Origin of the sequence: Crossiella sp. SN42, assembly GCF_023897065.1 — a bacterium.
GTDB lineage: Bacteria > Actinomycetota > Actinomycetes > Mycobacteriales > Pseudonocardiaceae > Crossiella.
The window spans coordinates 104,145-118,908 of the sequence record NZ_JAMHIV010000028.1 but is presented as its reverse complement, the minus strand read 5'-3'; the positions used below and the strand labels follow the sequence as shown (position 1 = coordinate 118,908).

The following is a 14,764-nucleotide window of genomic DNA, read 5'->3' as shown; positions in this document are numbered from 1 at the left end:
CCAGGATCGCTGACATGCCCGACCGGTTGTCTGCCCTGGACGCGTCCTTCCTCTACCTGGAGGACTCGACCACGCCCATGCACGTGGGCGGGGTGGCCGTCTTCCGCAGGCCGCGCTCGGGCTTCGACTACGACCGGCTGGTCGGCCTGATCGAGCAGCGGCTCGGCCTGGTGCCGCGCTACCGGCAGCGGGTCACCCAGGTGCCGGGCAGGCTGGCCCGGCCGGTGTGGACCGACGACCCCGACTTCGACATCACCTACCACGTGCGCCGCTCCGCCCTGCCCAAGCCGGGCAGCGAGCACCAGCTGCACGAGCTGGTCGCCAGGCTGATGTCCCGGCCGCTGGACCACACCCGCCCGCTGTGGGAGGCCTACCTGGTCGAGGGCCTGGCCAAGAACCGGGCCGCGGTGATCACCAAGACGCACCAGGCGATGGTGGACGGCGCGGGCGCGATCGACCTGACCCAGGTGATCCTGGACGTCTCGCCCTCGCCCCGCAAAGGCGGTGAGGAGCTGTGGATGCCGCAGCCCGAGCCGAGCACCGCGCAGCTGGTGCTGGACGCGATGGCCGAGATAGTGCAGCGGCCGGGCGAGCTGGTGGAGAACATGCGGGCGGCCGCGCTGGACGCCGCGGCCACCGTGCGCAAGGTGGGCGACGCGGTCGGTGGCCTGGCCTCCGCGCTGGGCACCGCCTACCGGCCCGCCCCCGGCAGCCCGCTGAACGCCCGGATCGGCACCCAGCGCCGGTACGCGGTGGCCCGCACCCGGCTGGAGGACTACCGCGCGGTGCGCCGCCGCCACGGCGGCACGGTCAACGACGTGATCCTCACCGTGCTCACCGGCGCGCTGCGCACCTGGCTGCTCTCCAGGGGTGAGGCGGTCACCTCCTCCACCACCATCCGCGCCATGGTGCCGCTCTCGATCCGCGAGACCGAGGGTGGCAACAGCGGGGCGGGCAACAAGGTCTCCTCCTACCTGCTGGACCTGCCGGTCGGCGAGCCGAACGCGGTGGTCCGGCTGCACCACGTCAGCCACGCCATGCGCGCGCACCAGGAGTCCGGCCAGTCGGTGGCCGCGGACGCGCTGGTCCGGCTGTCCGGGTTCGCCCCGCCCACCCTGCACGCGCTGGGCGCCCGCGCGGCCAGCTCCTTCTCCCGGCGGATCTTCAACCTGGTGGTGACCAACGTGCCGGGGCCGCAGGTCCCGCTGTATGCCGCGGGAGCGAGGATGATGGAGATGTTCCCGGTCGTCCCGTTGGCGATGAACCAGGCACTGTCCATCGGGGTCACCTCCTACGACGGCGGTGTCTACTTCGGACTCAACGCCGACCGGGACGCCATGTCGGATGTGGACGTGCTCGCGAGCATGGTCGAGGAGTCCTTGGAGGAACTGGTGGGAGCGGTCTCGGCATGAGGGTCTACATCCCGGCGACGGTGCCGATGTTGCGCAAGCTGGTGGAGCAGGGCGAGATCTCCGCGATCGGCCAGACGGCCTTCGCGCTCACCCCGATGCTGCGGGAGTCCTACGCGGCGGGCGACACCGAGGAGCTGGAGTACGCGGCGATGACCGAGGCCGGGCGCGCCTCGCTCAGGCTGCTCGCCGCCGAGCTGGAGAACGGGGACAAGCCGCCGCTGCGCCGCGCGGTGATCTCCGCCGACGTGGAGGGCGTCACGCTGCGGCCCGACCTGGACTACGCGGTGGTGAAGCTGCCCGGCGTGGTGCCGCTGTCGGCGGTGGCCGCGGTGCACGTGGACGGGGCCGACGCCGAGGACGCGGTCCGGGACGCCTCGGGCGTGGTGGACGCGGCCGACATGGGCGATCCGGACGCGGAGTTCATGCTCGGTGAGGCTGAGGACCACGAGCTCCAGTGGTACGCCACCCAGGAGCTGCCCTTTCTGCTGGAACTGATGTAACTCCAAACGGGCTACCGGGCGTTCAATCTCACGCCGGGGTGGGCGGTTACCTGCCGGTACGGATGTAAGGATGGGCCGTACCGACCCGTCCCATGTCTGCGCAAGGAGGCGCCACACCATGGACGCCATCACGTCCGTCCCGGCCCCGGTGAACGAGCCCGTTCGCGGCTACGCGCCCGGCTCTCCCGAGCGTGCCTCGCTCCAGCGGCGGATCGCCGAGCTGGAGGCCGAGCAGCTCGAGCTGACCATGACCATCGGTGGACAGCAGCGGATGGCCGGTGGCGAGCAGGTCAAGGTGGTCCAGCCGCACGACCACCAGCACGTGCTGGGCGTCACCGCGCAGGCCACCAAGGACGACGTGGCCGCCGCGGTGCGCGCGGCCAAGGAGGCCGCCCCGGCGTGGCGCGACCTGCCCTTCGACGAGCGGGCCGCGGTGCTGCTGCGCGCCGCCGACCTGCTGGCGGGCCCGTGGCGGGACACCATCAACGCGGCCACCATCCTCGGCCAGTCCAAGTCGGCCCAGCAGGCCGAGATCGACGCCGCCTGCGAGTTCATCGACTTCCTGCGCTTCAACGTGCAGTTCGGCCGCCAGCTGATCGCCGAGCAGCCGATCTCCGCGCCGGGCATGTGGAACCGGTTCGACCACCGCCCGCTGGACGGCTTCACCGTCGCGATCACCCCGTTCAACTTCACCGCCATCGCCGGCAACCTGCCGCTGTCCCCGGCGCTGATGGGCAACACCGTGGTGTGGAAGCCCTCGCCGACCCAGCAGCTGGCCGCGCACCACACCATGCGGCTGCTGGAGGCCGCGGGCCTGCCCGCCGGCGTGATCAACCTGGTCACCGGCGACGGGCACGCGGTGAGCGAGGTCGCGCTGACCGACCCCGAGTTCGCCGGGCTGCACTTCACCGGCTCCACCGCCACCTTCAAGGCGCTGTGGAAGAACATCGCGGGCAACCTGGACAACTACCGCAGCTACCCGCGCCTGGTCGGCGAGACCGGCGGCAAGGACTTCATCGTCGCGCACCCCTCGGCCGATCCGACCGCGGTGGCCGTCGGCGTGGTCCGCGGCGCGTTCGAGTACCAGGGCCAGAAGTGCTCGGCGGCCAGCCGCGCCTACCTGCCGCGCTCGCTGTGGGAGGGCGGCCTGCGCGAGCAGATCGCCGACCTGACCAAGCAGATCACCTACGGCGACGTCACCGACTTCAGCTTCTTCGGCGGCGCGGTGATCGACGCGCGGGCCTTCGCCAAGCACAAGGACGCGCTGGCCAAGGCCGCGGCCGACCCGACCATCGAGGTGCTGGCCGGCGGCACGTGCGACGACTCGGTCGGCTACTTCGTGCAGCCCACCGTGCTGGTCGGCACCGACCCGATGAACGAGGTGTTCACCACCGAGTACTTCGGGCCGATCATCGCGGTGCACGTCTACGAGGACGCCGACTACGCCAAGGTGCTGGAGCTGGCTGACAACTCCACCCCGTACGCGCTCACCGGCGCCGTCTTCGCCACCGACCGCACCGCGATCGAGCAGGCGCACCGGGCGCTGCGCTTCGCGGCCGGCAACTTCTACGTCAACGACAAGCCCACCGGTGCGGTCGTCGGCCAGCAGCCCTTCGGCGGCAGCCGCGGCTCCGGCACCAACGACAAGGCCGGTTCGGTGCTGAACCTGCTGCGCTGGACCAGCCCGCGCTCGATCAAGGAGACCTTCGTGCCGCCGACGGCGACCGGGTACCCGCACATGGGCTGAGCCCCGCAACGACGAACGGCCCGCCGCGATCGAGTCGCGGCGGGCCGTTTCGCTTGTCTCAGCTGGACTCGCCGACCTGGGTGGCCGGGGGCGCGGCGATCTCCACCGGCTTGCCCCAGTCCTGGAACTTGGCGTCCAGGGTGGTGGTGAACTCGACCTTGCCGGTCTCGGTGGCCCGCCAGCGCAGCGGCAGGTTGTTCGCGTCCAGCCAGATCTCGTGCTTCATCGCGTTCCGGTTGAGCTTGACCTTGGACTCCAGGTTCGTCTTGACCAGCTTGTCGGTGCTCGCCGCGGCGGCCTTGGCGTAGTCGACGGTGATCGTGTAGCGGGTGGCGGCCGCGCCGTCCACCGGCTCGGCGGCCGAGGAGTCGAGCTGCCCGGCCGCGGCGAAGTGCACGATGCCCCGGCTCGGATCGCTCATCTCGACGTAGCGGTTCATGAGCGAGGTCATCAGCTTCGAGGTGAGGTCCTCACCGCCGACGGTGAACCGCCGCCACGGCTTGCCGGGGGTCTCCTGCTCCTGGTCGGGGCTGCTCAGGAACGACTCCGCGGGCAGCATCACGGTCCTGGTGGCGCCCTCTGGCTGCTCCGCGACCATCGCGGAGGAGACCCGGCCGCCATCCTCGAAGCGGAGCTGGCTCTTCGTCTTGACCGACTCCGCCGGCTTGCGCGAGTCGACGACGTCGGCGCTCAGCTGGACCGTCTTCTTCGCCAGCATGGCCGCGTTGACCGCGGTGGCGAGCTCGGCCGGGCTGGCCAGCTTGGTCGCCGCTGCCGGGGCCGAGCTCGACGTGGGCGCGGGGGACTGGGCGGCGGGCGAGCCACCGGAGCAGGCGGCCAGCGTGGTCAGGGTGAGGGCGCTCGCGGCTGCCGCGAGCAGGGTGGTGCGCATGGGGTGTCCTTCGGTGGTTTTTGTGACCGGGTCAGCGGATCTGGTGTGCGGGCGGGGCCGTGATCTCCACCGGCTTGCCCCAGTCCTGGTACTGGATGTCCGTGGTGGCCGGCGTGCTGCCCTCGCGGGTCTGCTGCACCCACCAGCGCACCGGCAGGTGGTCGGCGTCCAGCCAGACCTCGTGCTTGGCGGTGGTCCAGCCCTTGTCGACCCGGTCTGTCAGCCGGGCCTTGGCGGTCCGGTCGGTGGTCGCCTCGGCGGCCCGGCGCAGCTCGACGGTGAAGGTGTACTTGACCGTGGGCTTGCGGTTCAGCTCGTCGTCAGCGGCGCTGTCCAGCTTGCCGACCGAGCCCAGCAGGCCGAGCTGCCTGCTCGGCTCGGTCAGCCAGGACATGCCGTGCTTCAGCGGCTCAGCGGTGTAGGCCAGCTCGGGGTCGTCGTCGCCGCGGGCCTGGAGCCACGGCTGGGACTGGTTGTCCTCGGCGCTCTCCTTGGACCAGACGAACGTGCCCTCCGGCACCGTGACCAGGGTGAACGGCCAAGCGGTCGCCTCGGCGGCGAGGTAGGAGTCCACCTGCCCGCCGGGCGCCAGCCGGAGCCGGCCCTGGGCCCGCACGCTGAACTTGGCGCTGTCCGGGTCGATGAACACGCCGTGGTGGCTCGCCGTCTTCTTGGCCAGCATCGCGCCGTTGACCTTGGCCGCGAACTCCGCGACATTGCCGATCTTGGGCAGCCCGGCGGGCGCGGGCGGGGCGCTCGCGCAGCCGGTCAGCAGAAGTGCGCCCGCGACGGCGAGCAGCAGTGGACGCATCGGTGTTCCCCCCAGAAGAATGTGCCGGGCGCGCAGTACGACGCCACGACGTCCCCCCTGGTCGTCGCAGGCGCCGTACCGCTGCCCTCCCCCCAGCAGCCGGCCGGTTGCGGCCGGCGAGCCTGCTGGTGTTCCCCCCTGGAGAAGAACCTAAAGAAACCCACTGACGCCTCGCTGTCGCCGAACTAGCCGCCGCGTTAGCCGGTCGGTTAGCTCGGGTCAGTCGGCCAGTTCGTCCTTGCCCGCACGGGAGACCAGCAGCCTGCGCAGCGAGACGATCCGGTCCGCGGTCGGCCCGCCCTGCGCGAGCAGGGTCTCCAGCGCGCAGTCCGGGTCGGCGGGCGGGCCGAGGTGGCCGCAGTTGACCGGGCACTCCTCGGCCGTCGCGGCCAGGTCGTCGAAGTGCTTGACCAGGTCGTCCGGCTTGACGTGGGCCAGGCCGAAGGAGCGGATGCCGGGGGTGTCGATCACCCAGCCGCCCACCTCCGGCGGCAGTGGCAGGGCCAGCGTGGAGGTCGAGGTGTGCCTGCCCTTGCCGACCCCGCTGACCACGCCGGTGGCCCGGTCCACCCCCGGCAGCAGCTTGTTGACCAGGGTGGACTTGCCCACGCCCGAGTGGCCGACCAGCGCGGAGACCTGTCCGGCCAGCAGCGCGCGCAGCTCGGCGGGCTCCTCGTCGAAGCGGGTGACCACCACCCGCAGGTCCAGCCCGGAGTAGGCGGCGAGCAGGGCTTCCGCCCCGGCCAGGTCGGCCTTGGTCAGGCACAGCACCGGGTCCAGCTTGCCCGCGTAGGCCGCGACCAGGCAGCGGTCGATGAAGCCGGGGCGCGGCGGCGGGTCGGCCAGCGCGACCACGATCACCAGCTGGCTGGCGTTGGCCACCACCACCCGCTCGGTGTCGTCGGTGTCGTCGGCGGTGCGGCGCAGCACGCTGCTGCGCTCGCTCACCCGGACGATCCTGGCCAACGTGTCGGTCTGGCCGGAGGTGTCGCCGACCAGGTCCACCCGGTCGCCCACCACGATCGGCGTGCGGCCCAGCTCGCGGGCGCGCATCGCGGTCACCTTGCGGCTGGGGTCGCCGTCGACCGCGCAGGTCCACCGGCCGCGGTCCACGGTGATCACCATGGCCTGCTCGGCGTCGGCGTGCTTGGGCCGCTGCTTGCTGCGCGGCCGGGTGCCCTTGCCGGGGCGCACCCGCACATCGGACTCGTCCAGGTTGCGCCAGCCCTGCTTCACCGTGCCACCCCGATCATCCGGCGACCCCGACCGGCTGGCCGAGCATGGCTGACCACATGCCCCGGAAGTCCGGGATGGTCTTGGTGGTGCTGAGGATGTCGTCGACCACCACACCCGGCACCACCAGCCCGAGGATCGCGCCCGCGGTGGCCATCCGGTGGTCCGCGTAGGCCTGCCAGGGCCCGCCGGTCAGTGGCCGGGGGTTGATCCGCAGGCCGTCCTCGGTCTCCTCCACCGCGCAGCCCAGGCCGCTGAGCTCGGCGCGCAGCGCGGCCAGCCGGTCGGTCTCGTGGCCGCGGATGTGCGCCACCCCGCGCAGCTGGGACGGGCCCTCGGCGAGCGCGCACAGCGCGGCCAGGGTCGGGGTCAGCTCGGAGACGTCACGCAGGTCGGCGTCGATGCCCTGGAGCCGGTCCGGGCCGCGCACGGTCAGCCCGTCGGCGGTCAGCGCCACCTGACAGCCCATCCGGCCCAGCAGCTCGCGGATGCCGTCCCCGGCCTGGGTGGTCTCGGTTGGCCAGTGCGGCACGGTGACCTCGCCGCCGGTGACCGCGGCCGCGGCCAGGAACGGGGTGGCGTTGGACAGGTCCGGCTCGATCACCAGGTCACGCGCGGCGACCGGGCCGGGCAGCACGGTCCAGGTGTCCGCCTCGGCGGTGTCCACGATGACCCCGGCGGCGCGCAGCATCCGCACGGTCATCTCGATGTGCGGCAGCGAGGGCACCGGCTTGCCCCGGTGCCGGACGATCACGCCGCGGTCGTAGCGGGCGCCGGCCAGCAGCAGCCCGGAGACGAACTGGGAGGAGCCGGAGGCGTCGATGGTCACCTCGCCGCCGCCCAGCCCGCCCTGGCCGTGCACGGTGAACGGCAGCGCCTCGCCGGTGATCTCCGCGCCCAGCGCGCGCAGCGCGTCCAGCACGGTGCCCATCGGGCGCAGCCGGGCGTGCGGGTCGCCGTCGAAGCGGATCTCGCCGTCGGCCAGCACGCCCACCGGCGGCAGGAAGCGCATGACCGTGCCGGCCAGCCCGCAGTCCACCTCGGCCGGACCGGCCGGCGGGGCGGGGGTGACCGTCCAGGAGCCGTCGGCCGGGTTGTCGGCCACGCCGACACCCAGCGCGCGCAGGGCCTGGGCCATCAGCAGGGTGTCCCGGCTGCGCAACGGCGCGTGCAGGGTCGAGGAGTCCTCGGCGAGCGCGGCGAGCACCAGCGCCCGGTTGGTGATCGACTTCGAGCCGGGAACCGGCACGGTCGCGCGCACTGGCCCCTCGGCGACCGGCGCGGACCACGGAGTGCTGACGGTGGCGTTCACCCGCACATCGTCCCCCATACCGCTGGACCTGCTCTGAACAGCCTCGACCCGATCCGCTTTGCCACTATCTTGCGCCGCAAGGTACCTTGCGGTCATGAGGCAAGATCCGCAGCTGCTCGCCCAGCTCCGCCGGGGCGTGATCGAGCACTGTGTGCTGGCCCTGCTGGCCAGGGGCCCGCGCTACGGCTTCGACCTGGTCCGCGAGCTGGCCGCGAAGCAGGGCCTGGGTACCACCGAGGGCACGATCTACCCGCTGCTGTCCCGGCTGCGGAAGGAGGAGCTGCTGGAGACCAGCTGGCAGCCCTCGGACCAGGGCCCGCCGCGTCGCTACTACGAGCTGACCGAGCAGGGCCGGACCGCACTGGAGGGGTTCCGCCGCCACTGGCGCGGCTTCAGCGCCGCGGTGGACCAGGTTCTCGAGGGAGACGAATGAACGCCGTAGGGCACATCGCCGAGGACTGGCTGGCCCGCTTCGACCGCGCCGCCGCCGTCCTGCCGCAACCCCGTCGCGGTGAGCTGCGCCAGGAATTGGTTGAGCACCTGGACGCCGCTGTCGCCGAGGGCGAGGACGTGGCGGAGGCGCTCGCGCGGCTGGGCGACCCGGCCGACATCGTGGCCGCCGAGGGCCTGCCCCCGGTGTCCCCGGCCCGCGCCCGCGCCGCCACCGGCCTGCTGCTGTTGCCGCTGACCGGCCTGCTCTACCTGACCCCCGCGCTGCCACCTGGCCCGCCGAACATGGCCGTGATCGCCCTCGCCTGCGCCGTGGTGCTGACCATGGTGCTGCGCTCCGGCGCGCCCGCCGGCTCCCGCGCGCTGGGCGCACTCGGCGCGCTCGCCCCGGTCCTGGCCGGACTCGGCGGCATCCTGGACAAGGTCTTCCAGGTCGGCCAGGGTCCCGGTACCTGGGTCCCGCTCGGCCCCGGCAAGGCCCTGTCCGTGCTCTGGCACACCGACCCCTGGCTGACCGCGCTCGGCCAGCTCGCCCTGCTGCTGCTCGGCCTCGGCCTGCCGGTGCTGGCCGGCCTCCGCCTGCGCCGCCCGGACCCCCGGGTGCCCCTCGGCGCGTTCACCCTGCTGCTCACCCCGGCGGCCGGCCTGACCACCGCCCTGCTGCTCTCCGGCGCCCGCCTCGGCACCTCGGTCGGCACGCTGCTGACGGCCCCGCTGACCGTGCTGGCCGCGATCGCCGCCGCACTGCTGCTGGCCGCCGGGATCCTGCTGGTCACCAGGACCGGCCTGCCGGTGGCCGCGAAGGCACTGGTCGCGCTGGCCGTGGTCACCGCACCGGTCGGGGTCGTGCTGCTCGCCCAGCACGCCAGCAGCGTCGGCGGCATCACCAGGGTGGCCGCCCAGCATCCGCTGCCCGAGGGCTACGAGGAACGCCGGGCGATCTCAGCGCGGGTGGACGAGGCCATGGCCCAGACCGTCCCGGCCGGCGCCCACGCCCCCGGCCCGGCCTGGGTGCCCGCGGACCGGAGCACCCGGCTCGGCCTGGGCCTGCTGTTCGTGGTCGCCCTGCCACTGCTGGCTGCCTGGCGCGTAGCCCGGGGAGCCAGCCGATGAGCGCGCACCCGCTGGCCACCGCCTGGCTGCGCGGCTTCGACCGGGCCGCGCGCGGCCTGAGCAGGCAGCGCCGGGCCGAACTGCGTGCCGAACTGGCCGAACACCTCCGGCAGGCCATGGCCGGGAGCGTCGCCGAGGCGGAGGCCCAGGCCGCGGTGGACCGTCTCGGCGATCCGGCGGACATCGTCGCCGAGGAGGGACCGGCCGATCCGGCCGAGGCACGGCGGCTGGCCGCGCGGGCGCTGACCCTGCAGCCACTGTCCGGGCCGCTGTACCTGCTGCCCGGCCACATCGGCCTGTTCGGGTTGGCCGCGCTCGCGGTCCTGGTGCTGGCCATGGTGCTGCGCACCCGTGAACTGCCGCCAGGAGCGCGAGCGCTGGGCGTGCTAGGCGCGCTGGCCCCGCCGACCTGCGGTTACGCGGCCTACCTGGCCGGCTGGGCCGCCACCGGCGAGCAGGGCTACGGACCGGTCGCGGGCGGGCTGTGGATCGAGGTGGTGCCGGATCCGGCGATCACGGTGCTCGGCCACGGCGTGCTGCTGCTGGCCGGGCTGGGCCTGCCGCTGCTGGCGGGGTGGCGGCTGCGCCGGGCGGACCAGGAGCCGCCTGCCGGGTTCACCCTCGCCCTGCTCGTGCTCGCGCTGACCCCGGTCAGCGGCAGCACCATCGCGCTGCTGTGGTCCTCCTCCGGCGTCGTGCGCTTCTCGCACCTGGAGCCGTTCACCAGCGCCGTGCTGGTGTGCGCGGCGCTCAACGGTCTCGCCCTGCTCACCGCGGGCGTGCTGCTGCTGCGGGCCAGGGTGCTCGGCGCGCTGGCCGGGCTGCTGGTGGCCTGCGCCGTGGTCACCGCCCCGCTCGGGGTGGTCCTGCTCAGCGGCCACCGGGGCGAGCTGGTCGAGCGTGGCCGGGGCACCGGACAGCACGTCTCGCACGGCCTGGTCCAGGACAGCGAGCTGCCGGCAGCGGTGCGGCCGCTGCCCTGGCTGCCGCTGGACCAGCCGGTCCGGTTCGCCCTCGGTGTGCTGACGGTGATCGTGCTGCCACTGGCCGCGGCGTACCGTGTGCACCATGTGCGGGCGGTACTCGGCGGTGAAGGACCCGGCTCGGCTGGTGGAGGAGTTCGGCGCGGTGGACGCGACCGGTGGGCTGGTCAGCGGTCCTGACTACAACGTCGCGCCGACCAAACCGGTGATCGCGGTGGTGCAGCGGCACCCAAGGGACGCCGAGGGCAACCCCGACCCGGAGACCACCGAGCGGACCCTGCGGGTGATGCGCTGGGGGCTGGTGCCCAAGTGGGCCAAGGATCCCGGCATCGCGGCGAAGATGATCAACGCCAGGTCCGAGACGGCGGCGGAGAAGCCCGCGTACCGGACCTCGGTCAAGCACTACCGCTGCCTGATGCCCGCGGACGGCTGGTACGAGTGGCAGCAGGAGGGCGGCACCAAGCAGCCCTTCTACGTGACCAACCCGGACGGCTCCAGCCTGGCCATGGCCGCGCTGTGGGCCACCTGGCGCCGTCCTGGCGCGCCGGATGAGGCCCCGCTGGTCACCTGCGCGGTGCTGACCACCGACGCGTTCGGGCCGCTGGCCGGGATCCACCACCGGATGCCGCTGCTGCTGCCGCCGGAGAAGTGGGCGGACTGGCTGGACCCGGACCGCACCGAGGTCGCCGACCTGCTCGCCCCGCCCAGCCCGGAGCTGATCGAGGCGCTGGAGCTGCGGCCGGTGTCCACCGCGGTCAACAACGTCCGCAACAACAGCCCCGAGCTGATGGACCGGGTCGAGCCCGGCGCGGTCCAGCTCGACCCCGCGCCCAAGCGGAAGGCCCCGGCCAAGAAGAAGCAGGCCGAGGCCGACGGCCAGGCCCTGTTCGAGCTGCCATGACCAGGATGGAGCTGGCCACCCCACACGGTCCGGCCAGGGCCGAGCTGCACTGCGCCACCGAGGGCCGGGCCGCGCTGCTGCTCGGGCACGGCGCGGGCGGCGGCATCGACGCGCCCGACCTGGTCGCCGCGACCAGGGCCGCCACCGCGGCCGGGGTGCACGTGGTGCTGGTCGAACAGCCCTACCGGGTGGCCGGGCGGCGCGCGCCCGCCCCGGCCAAGCAGCTGGACGCGGCCTGGCTGGCCGTGGTCGCCGAACTGGCCACCAGCTGGTGCGACGGCCTGCCGATGGTCTTCGGCGGCCGGTCCTCCGGGGCCAGGGTGGCCTGCCGGACCGCGGCGCAGGGACAGGCGGCGGCGGTGCTGTGCCTGGCCTTCCCGGTGCACCCGCCGGGCAAGCCGGAGAAGTCCCGGATGCCGGAGCTGGCCGCGGTGGAGGTGCCCGCGCTGGTCGTGCAGGGCGAGAAGGACCCGTTCGGCATGCCGGAACCCGGCCACCACCGGGAGCTGGTCGTCCTGGCCGGGGACCACAACCTCAAGGCCGACGTGGAGGGCGTCTACCGCGCGGTCGGCGACTGGCTGCCCCGGGTGCTGCGCCCGCTCGACTAGGCCAGTGGGTCCGCGTTGAGCAAGCGCGCCTTCTCCGCCTCGATGTCGTAGGCGGGGGGCGGGAACTTCGGGTCCAGCTCTCGCAGGGTCTCCAGCAGCAGGCGGCTCACCGCCCAGTTCCGGTACCACTTCCGGTCCGCGGGCACCGCGTACCAGGGCGTGGCCGAGCAGTGCTTGAGCGCCGCGGTGTAGGCCTGCTGGTAGCGGGACCACTTCGACCGGCCGTCGATGTCGGCCGGGGTGTACTTCCAGTGCTTGCGCGGATCGTCCAGCCTGGCCAGCAGCCGTTCCCGCTGCACATCCGGCGAGATGTGCAGGAAGCACTTCAGCACGGTCACCCCCGACTCGGCCAGCTCGCGCTCGAAGTCGTTGATCTCCCGGTAGCGGGTGCGCGCCCCGGCCGCGCTGAGCTGGCCCTCGACCTTGGGCACCAGCACGTCCTCGTAGTGCGAGCGGTCGAACACGCCGATCCGGCCCGGCTCCGGCAGCAGCTTGCGCACCCGCCACAGGAAGTGGTGCCTGCGCTCGGCCGGGGTCGGCTTCTTGAACGAGGCGATGTGCAGGCCCTGCGGGTTCACCAGCCCGACCACGTGCCGGATGGTGCCGCCCTTGCCGGAGGTGTCCATGCCCTGCAACACCAGCAGCACCGCGCGCTGGTCCTCGGCGTAGAGCGCCTCCTGCAGGTCGGCCAGCTCCGCGCCGGTGTCGGCCAGCTCCTCGGCCGCCTCTTTCTTGTTCTTCGGACCGATCGGGCGGCCCGCGGGATCCAGCGCCGCGAGGTCCACCGTGTCCAGCCGCAGCACGTCCCGAACCGACTTCCTGGCCATCCGCGCAGCGTAGCCAGCCCGCGCCGATCCCGCTGGTCAGGCGGCCGCGATCGGGGCCAGCACGGCCTTGGTCAGGGTGGCCAGGTCGGCGGGGGAGAGCTCCACTTCCAGCCCGCGCCGCCCGGCGCTGCAGAAGATCGTCTCGAAGCCGTTGGCCGAGTCGTCCAGCACCAGCGGCAGCCGCTTCTTCTGCCCCAGCGGCGAGATCCCGCCCGCCACATAACCGGTGGCCCGCTCCGCGTCGGCGACCACGGCCATCTTGGCCTTCTTGCCGCCCAGCGCCGCGGCCAGCGCCTTGAGGTCCAGCTGCGCGGTGACCGGCACCACCCCCACCGCCAGCGCCCCGTCCACCTCGGCGACCAGCGTCTTGAACACCCGCTCCGGCGCCAGCCCGAGCGCCTCGGCCGCCTCCAGGCCGTAGGAGTCGTGCCGCGGATCGTGGTCGTAGGAGTGCAGCGTGTGCGCGATCCGCTGCTTGGCCAGCAGCGCGGTCGCCGGAGTCCCTCGTCCCGCCATGACCGGAGAGCCTAGATCGCGATGTGTGGCGCACGCCGCCGGATATCGCGGAATGCGCACGGCCGCCGCCGCGTTGTGCCGATCGTGGGAACCGAGATGACCTGCCCGCTCCGCCCTGCCGCCGCGCGGCCCGGCCGAGGCGCGCTGCGCGGCGTATCCTCAGCACCGACGCCGACATTTCCCGTGGTGGAGCTGCCGGCGGTTGTTACCACAACCCCAAGCCCACGCTCCGGCGTGCGGGAAGGGAGCCAGGTGCCAGGCACCGCACCAGAGACCAGAACCGAGGACGAGACAGCGGACGACCGCGCCGCCCGCTTCGAGCGGGACGCGATGCCGCTGCTCGACCAGCTGTACGCGGCCGCGCTGCGGATGACCCGCAACCCGGCCGACGCCGAGGACCTCGTGCAGGAGACCTTCCTGAAGGCGTACTCCGCCTTCTCCTCCTTCGCCGAGGGCACCAACCTCAAGGCCTGGCTGTACCGCATCCTGACCAACACCTACATCAACGGCTACCGGCGCAAGCAGCGCCAGCCGCAGCAGTCGCCGACCGACGAGATCGCCGACTGGCAGCTCGCCCAGGCCGAGCGGCACAGCAGCACCGGTCTGCGCTCGGCCGAGGTGGAGGCGCTGGACCGGCTGCCGGACAGCGACGTCAAGAACGCCCTCCAGCAGCTGCCGGAGGACTTCCGGATGGCGGTCTACCTCGCCGACGTCGAGGGGTTCGCGTACAAGGAGATCGCCGAGATCATGGGCACGCCCATCGGCACCGTGATGTCCCGGCTGCACCGCGGCCGCCGCCAGCTCAAGGAGTCGCTCACCGACGTGGCCAAGGACCGCGGCTTCCTGCGCGGCCGGGCCGCCCAGGAGGTGGCCGGGTCATGAGTTGCGGCGAACCCCACGAGACCCACTGCAAGGACGTGCTCGCCGAGGTCTGGCTGTTCCTGGACCAGGAATGCGACAAGTCCCGCCGGGAGCTGCTGCGCCAGCACCTGAACGAGTGCAGCCCGTGCCTGGAGCAGTACGGCATCGACGAGTACCTCAAGGCCCTGCTGGCCCGCAAGTGCGGCGGGGAGGCCGCCCCGGACACGCTCAAGCAGCGGCTGCGCGCCACCATCCGCAGGACCGTGCTGGAGCAGGCCGAGGTGACCGTGGAGTGCGGTCCCGAAGGCAAGACTGTGGAGGTCTCGCTGCGCGCCGAGCGGATCGAGCTGCCGGAGACGGTCAAGCAGGACGACTGAGCCCGCGGCGCACACTGCGCCCGCAAAGCACGAAGCCCCCGGTAGACCTCGCGGTCCCGGGGGCTTTGCTCTGCCGCACGGTCAGGCGTTGGGACGCTTGCCGTGGTTGGCGCCGCGCTTCTTGCGGTCGCGCTTCTTGCGGGCGCGCTTGGACATCGCGTTCTCCTCAGTCTTGGGCTTGCTTCCCCCCAGTCTGTCACGACCGGGAGCCGCTGACGGCA

At 72.9% G+C, this 14,764-nt stretch carries 17 protein-coding genes; 10 read left to right on the top strand and 7 right to left on the bottom strand.

Going from position 1 to position 14,764, the window contains the following annotated elements:
- The first annotated feature begins 14 nt into the window (after window positions 1–14).
- The 3 genes from M8C13_RS30790 to pruA all read left to right on the top strand — a co-directional run bounded on the left by M8C13_RS30790 (window position 15) and on the right by pruA (window position 3,659).
- On the top strand, window positions 15–1,412 hold the full coding sequence (locus M8C13_RS30790; RefSeq protein WP_252484253.1) for a wax ester/triacylglycerol synthase family O-acyltransferase: 1,398 nt from the start codon (window positions 15–17) through the stop codon (window positions 1,410–1,412).
- On the top strand, window positions 1,409–1,912 hold the full coding sequence (locus tag M8C13_RS30785) for a hypothetical protein (RefSeq protein ID WP_252484252.1): 504 nt from the start codon (window positions 1,409–1,411) through the stop codon (window positions 1,910–1,912). The genes M8C13_RS30790 and M8C13_RS30785 overlap by 4 nt, the downstream gene beginning before the upstream one ends.
- A gap of 118 nt (window positions 1,913–2,030) precedes the next feature.
- Window positions 2,031–3,659, top strand: coding sequence for an L-glutamate gamma-semialdehyde dehydrogenase (gene pruA, locus M8C13_RS30780; RefSeq protein WP_252484251.1), 1,629 nt, complete (start codon window positions 2,031–2,033; stop codon window positions 3,657–3,659).
- Between the two features lie 58 nt (window positions 3,660–3,717).
- On the opposite strand, the gene M8C13_RS30775 is transcribed toward pruA, so the two are convergent.
- From M8C13_RS30775 to aroA, 4 genes are all read right to left on the bottom strand, one after another.
- Window positions 3,718–4,551, bottom strand: a complete 834-nt coding sequence (locus tag M8C13_RS30775; protein ID WP_252484250.1) for a hypothetical protein — start codon at window positions 4,549–4,551, stop codon at window positions 3,718–3,720.
- Between the two features lie 31 nt (window positions 4,552–4,582).
- Window positions 4,583–5,362, bottom strand: a complete 780-nt coding sequence (locus M8C13_RS30770; protein ID WP_252484249.1) for a hypothetical protein — start codon at window positions 5,360–5,362, stop codon at window positions 4,583–4,585.
- A gap of 219 nt (window positions 5,363–5,581) precedes the next feature.
- A complete protein-coding gene (rsgA, locus tag M8C13_RS30765; RefSeq protein ID WP_252484248.1) occupies window positions 5,582–6,598 on the bottom strand; it encodes a ribosome small subunit-dependent GTPase A in 1,017 nt (338 codons plus the stop codon).
- Window positions 6,599–6,611: 13 nt separating this feature from the next.
- Window positions 6,612–7,907 carry a 3-phosphoshikimate 1-carboxyvinyltransferase gene (aroA, locus tag M8C13_RS30760; RefSeq protein ID WP_252484247.1) on the bottom strand — a complete coding sequence of 432 codons (1,296 nt, stop codon included), beginning with the start codon at window positions 7,905–7,907 and terminating at the stop codon, window positions 6,612–6,614.
- 94 nt (window positions 7,908–8,001) lie between these two features.
- Between aroA and M8C13_RS30755 the strand changes: the two genes are divergently transcribed.
- The 5 genes from M8C13_RS30755 to M8C13_RS30735 are packed head-to-tail and all read left to right on the top strand — an operon-like array spanning window position 8,002 to window position 11,962.
- Window positions 8,002–8,340: a PadR family transcriptional regulator gene (locus tag M8C13_RS30755; protein ID WP_252484246.1), complete on the top strand. Its 339-nt coding sequence runs from the start codon at window positions 8,002–8,004 to the stop codon at window positions 8,338–8,340.
- Complete coding sequence (locus M8C13_RS30750) at window positions 8,337–9,470, top strand: hypothetical protein (protein ID WP_252484245.1); 1,134 nt, start codon at window positions 8,337–8,339, stop codon at window positions 9,468–9,470. The genes M8C13_RS30755 and M8C13_RS30750 overlap by 4 nt, the downstream gene beginning before the upstream one ends.
- Window positions 9,467–10,633 (top strand): hypothetical protein, encoded by a 1,167-nt coding sequence (locus tag M8C13_RS30745; protein WP_252484244.1) that lies wholly within the window; start codon window positions 9,467–9,469, stop codon window positions 10,631–10,633. The genes M8C13_RS30750 and M8C13_RS30745 overlap by 4 nt, the downstream gene beginning before the upstream one ends.
- A complete protein-coding gene (locus M8C13_RS30740; RefSeq protein ID WP_252484243.1) occupies window positions 10,539–11,354 on the top strand; it encodes an SOS response-associated peptidase in 816 nt (271 codons plus the stop codon). The genes M8C13_RS30745 and M8C13_RS30740 overlap by 95 nt, the downstream gene beginning before the upstream one ends.
- Entirely contained in the window at window positions 11,351–11,962 is a 612-nt protein-coding gene (locus M8C13_RS30735; RefSeq protein WP_252484242.1) for an alpha/beta family hydrolase, read from the top strand. The genes M8C13_RS30740 and M8C13_RS30735 overlap by 4 nt, the downstream gene beginning before the upstream one ends.
- Here the strand turns inward: M8C13_RS30735 and M8C13_RS30730 are convergent.
- Together M8C13_RS30730 and ybaK are read right to left on the bottom strand one after the other, a co-directional pair.
- Window positions 11,959–12,789 (bottom strand): PPK2 family polyphosphate kinase, encoded by an 831-nt coding sequence (locus M8C13_RS30730; protein ID WP_252484241.1) that lies wholly within the window; start codon window positions 12,787–12,789, stop codon window positions 11,959–11,961. The genes M8C13_RS30735 and M8C13_RS30730 overlap by 4 nt on opposite strands.
- A 36-nt stretch (window positions 12,790–12,825) precedes the next feature.
- Window positions 12,826–13,305: a Cys-tRNA(Pro) deacylase gene (gene ybaK, locus M8C13_RS30725; protein ID WP_252484240.1), complete on the bottom strand. Its 480-nt coding sequence runs from the start codon at window positions 13,303–13,305 to the stop codon at window positions 12,826–12,828.
- 252 nt (window positions 13,306–13,557) lie between these two features.
- Between ybaK and M8C13_RS30720 the strand changes: the two genes are divergently transcribed.
- The gene (locus M8C13_RS30720) at window positions 13,558–14,187 is read left to right on the top strand and encodes a sigma-70 family RNA polymerase sigma factor (protein WP_283663177.1); all 630 of its coding nucleotides are present in this window, start codon (window positions 13,558–13,560) and stop codon (window positions 14,185–14,187) included.
- A complete protein-coding gene (rsrA, locus tag M8C13_RS30715; protein WP_252484238.1) occupies window positions 14,184–14,543 on the top strand; it encodes a mycothiol system anti-sigma-R factor in 360 nt (119 codons plus the stop codon). Before M8C13_RS30720 ends, rsrA begins: the two co-directional genes overlap by 4 nt.
- Window positions 14,544–14,624: 81 nt before the next feature.
- Here rsrA and M8C13_RS45845 read toward each other — a convergent pair whose 3' ends face one another.
- Window positions 14,625–14,699, bottom strand: a complete 75-nt coding sequence (locus M8C13_RS45845; protein WP_143174383.1) for a 50S ribosomal protein bL37 — start codon at window positions 14,697–14,699, stop codon at window positions 14,625–14,627.
- Window positions 14,700–14,764 lie beyond the last annotated feature (65 nt).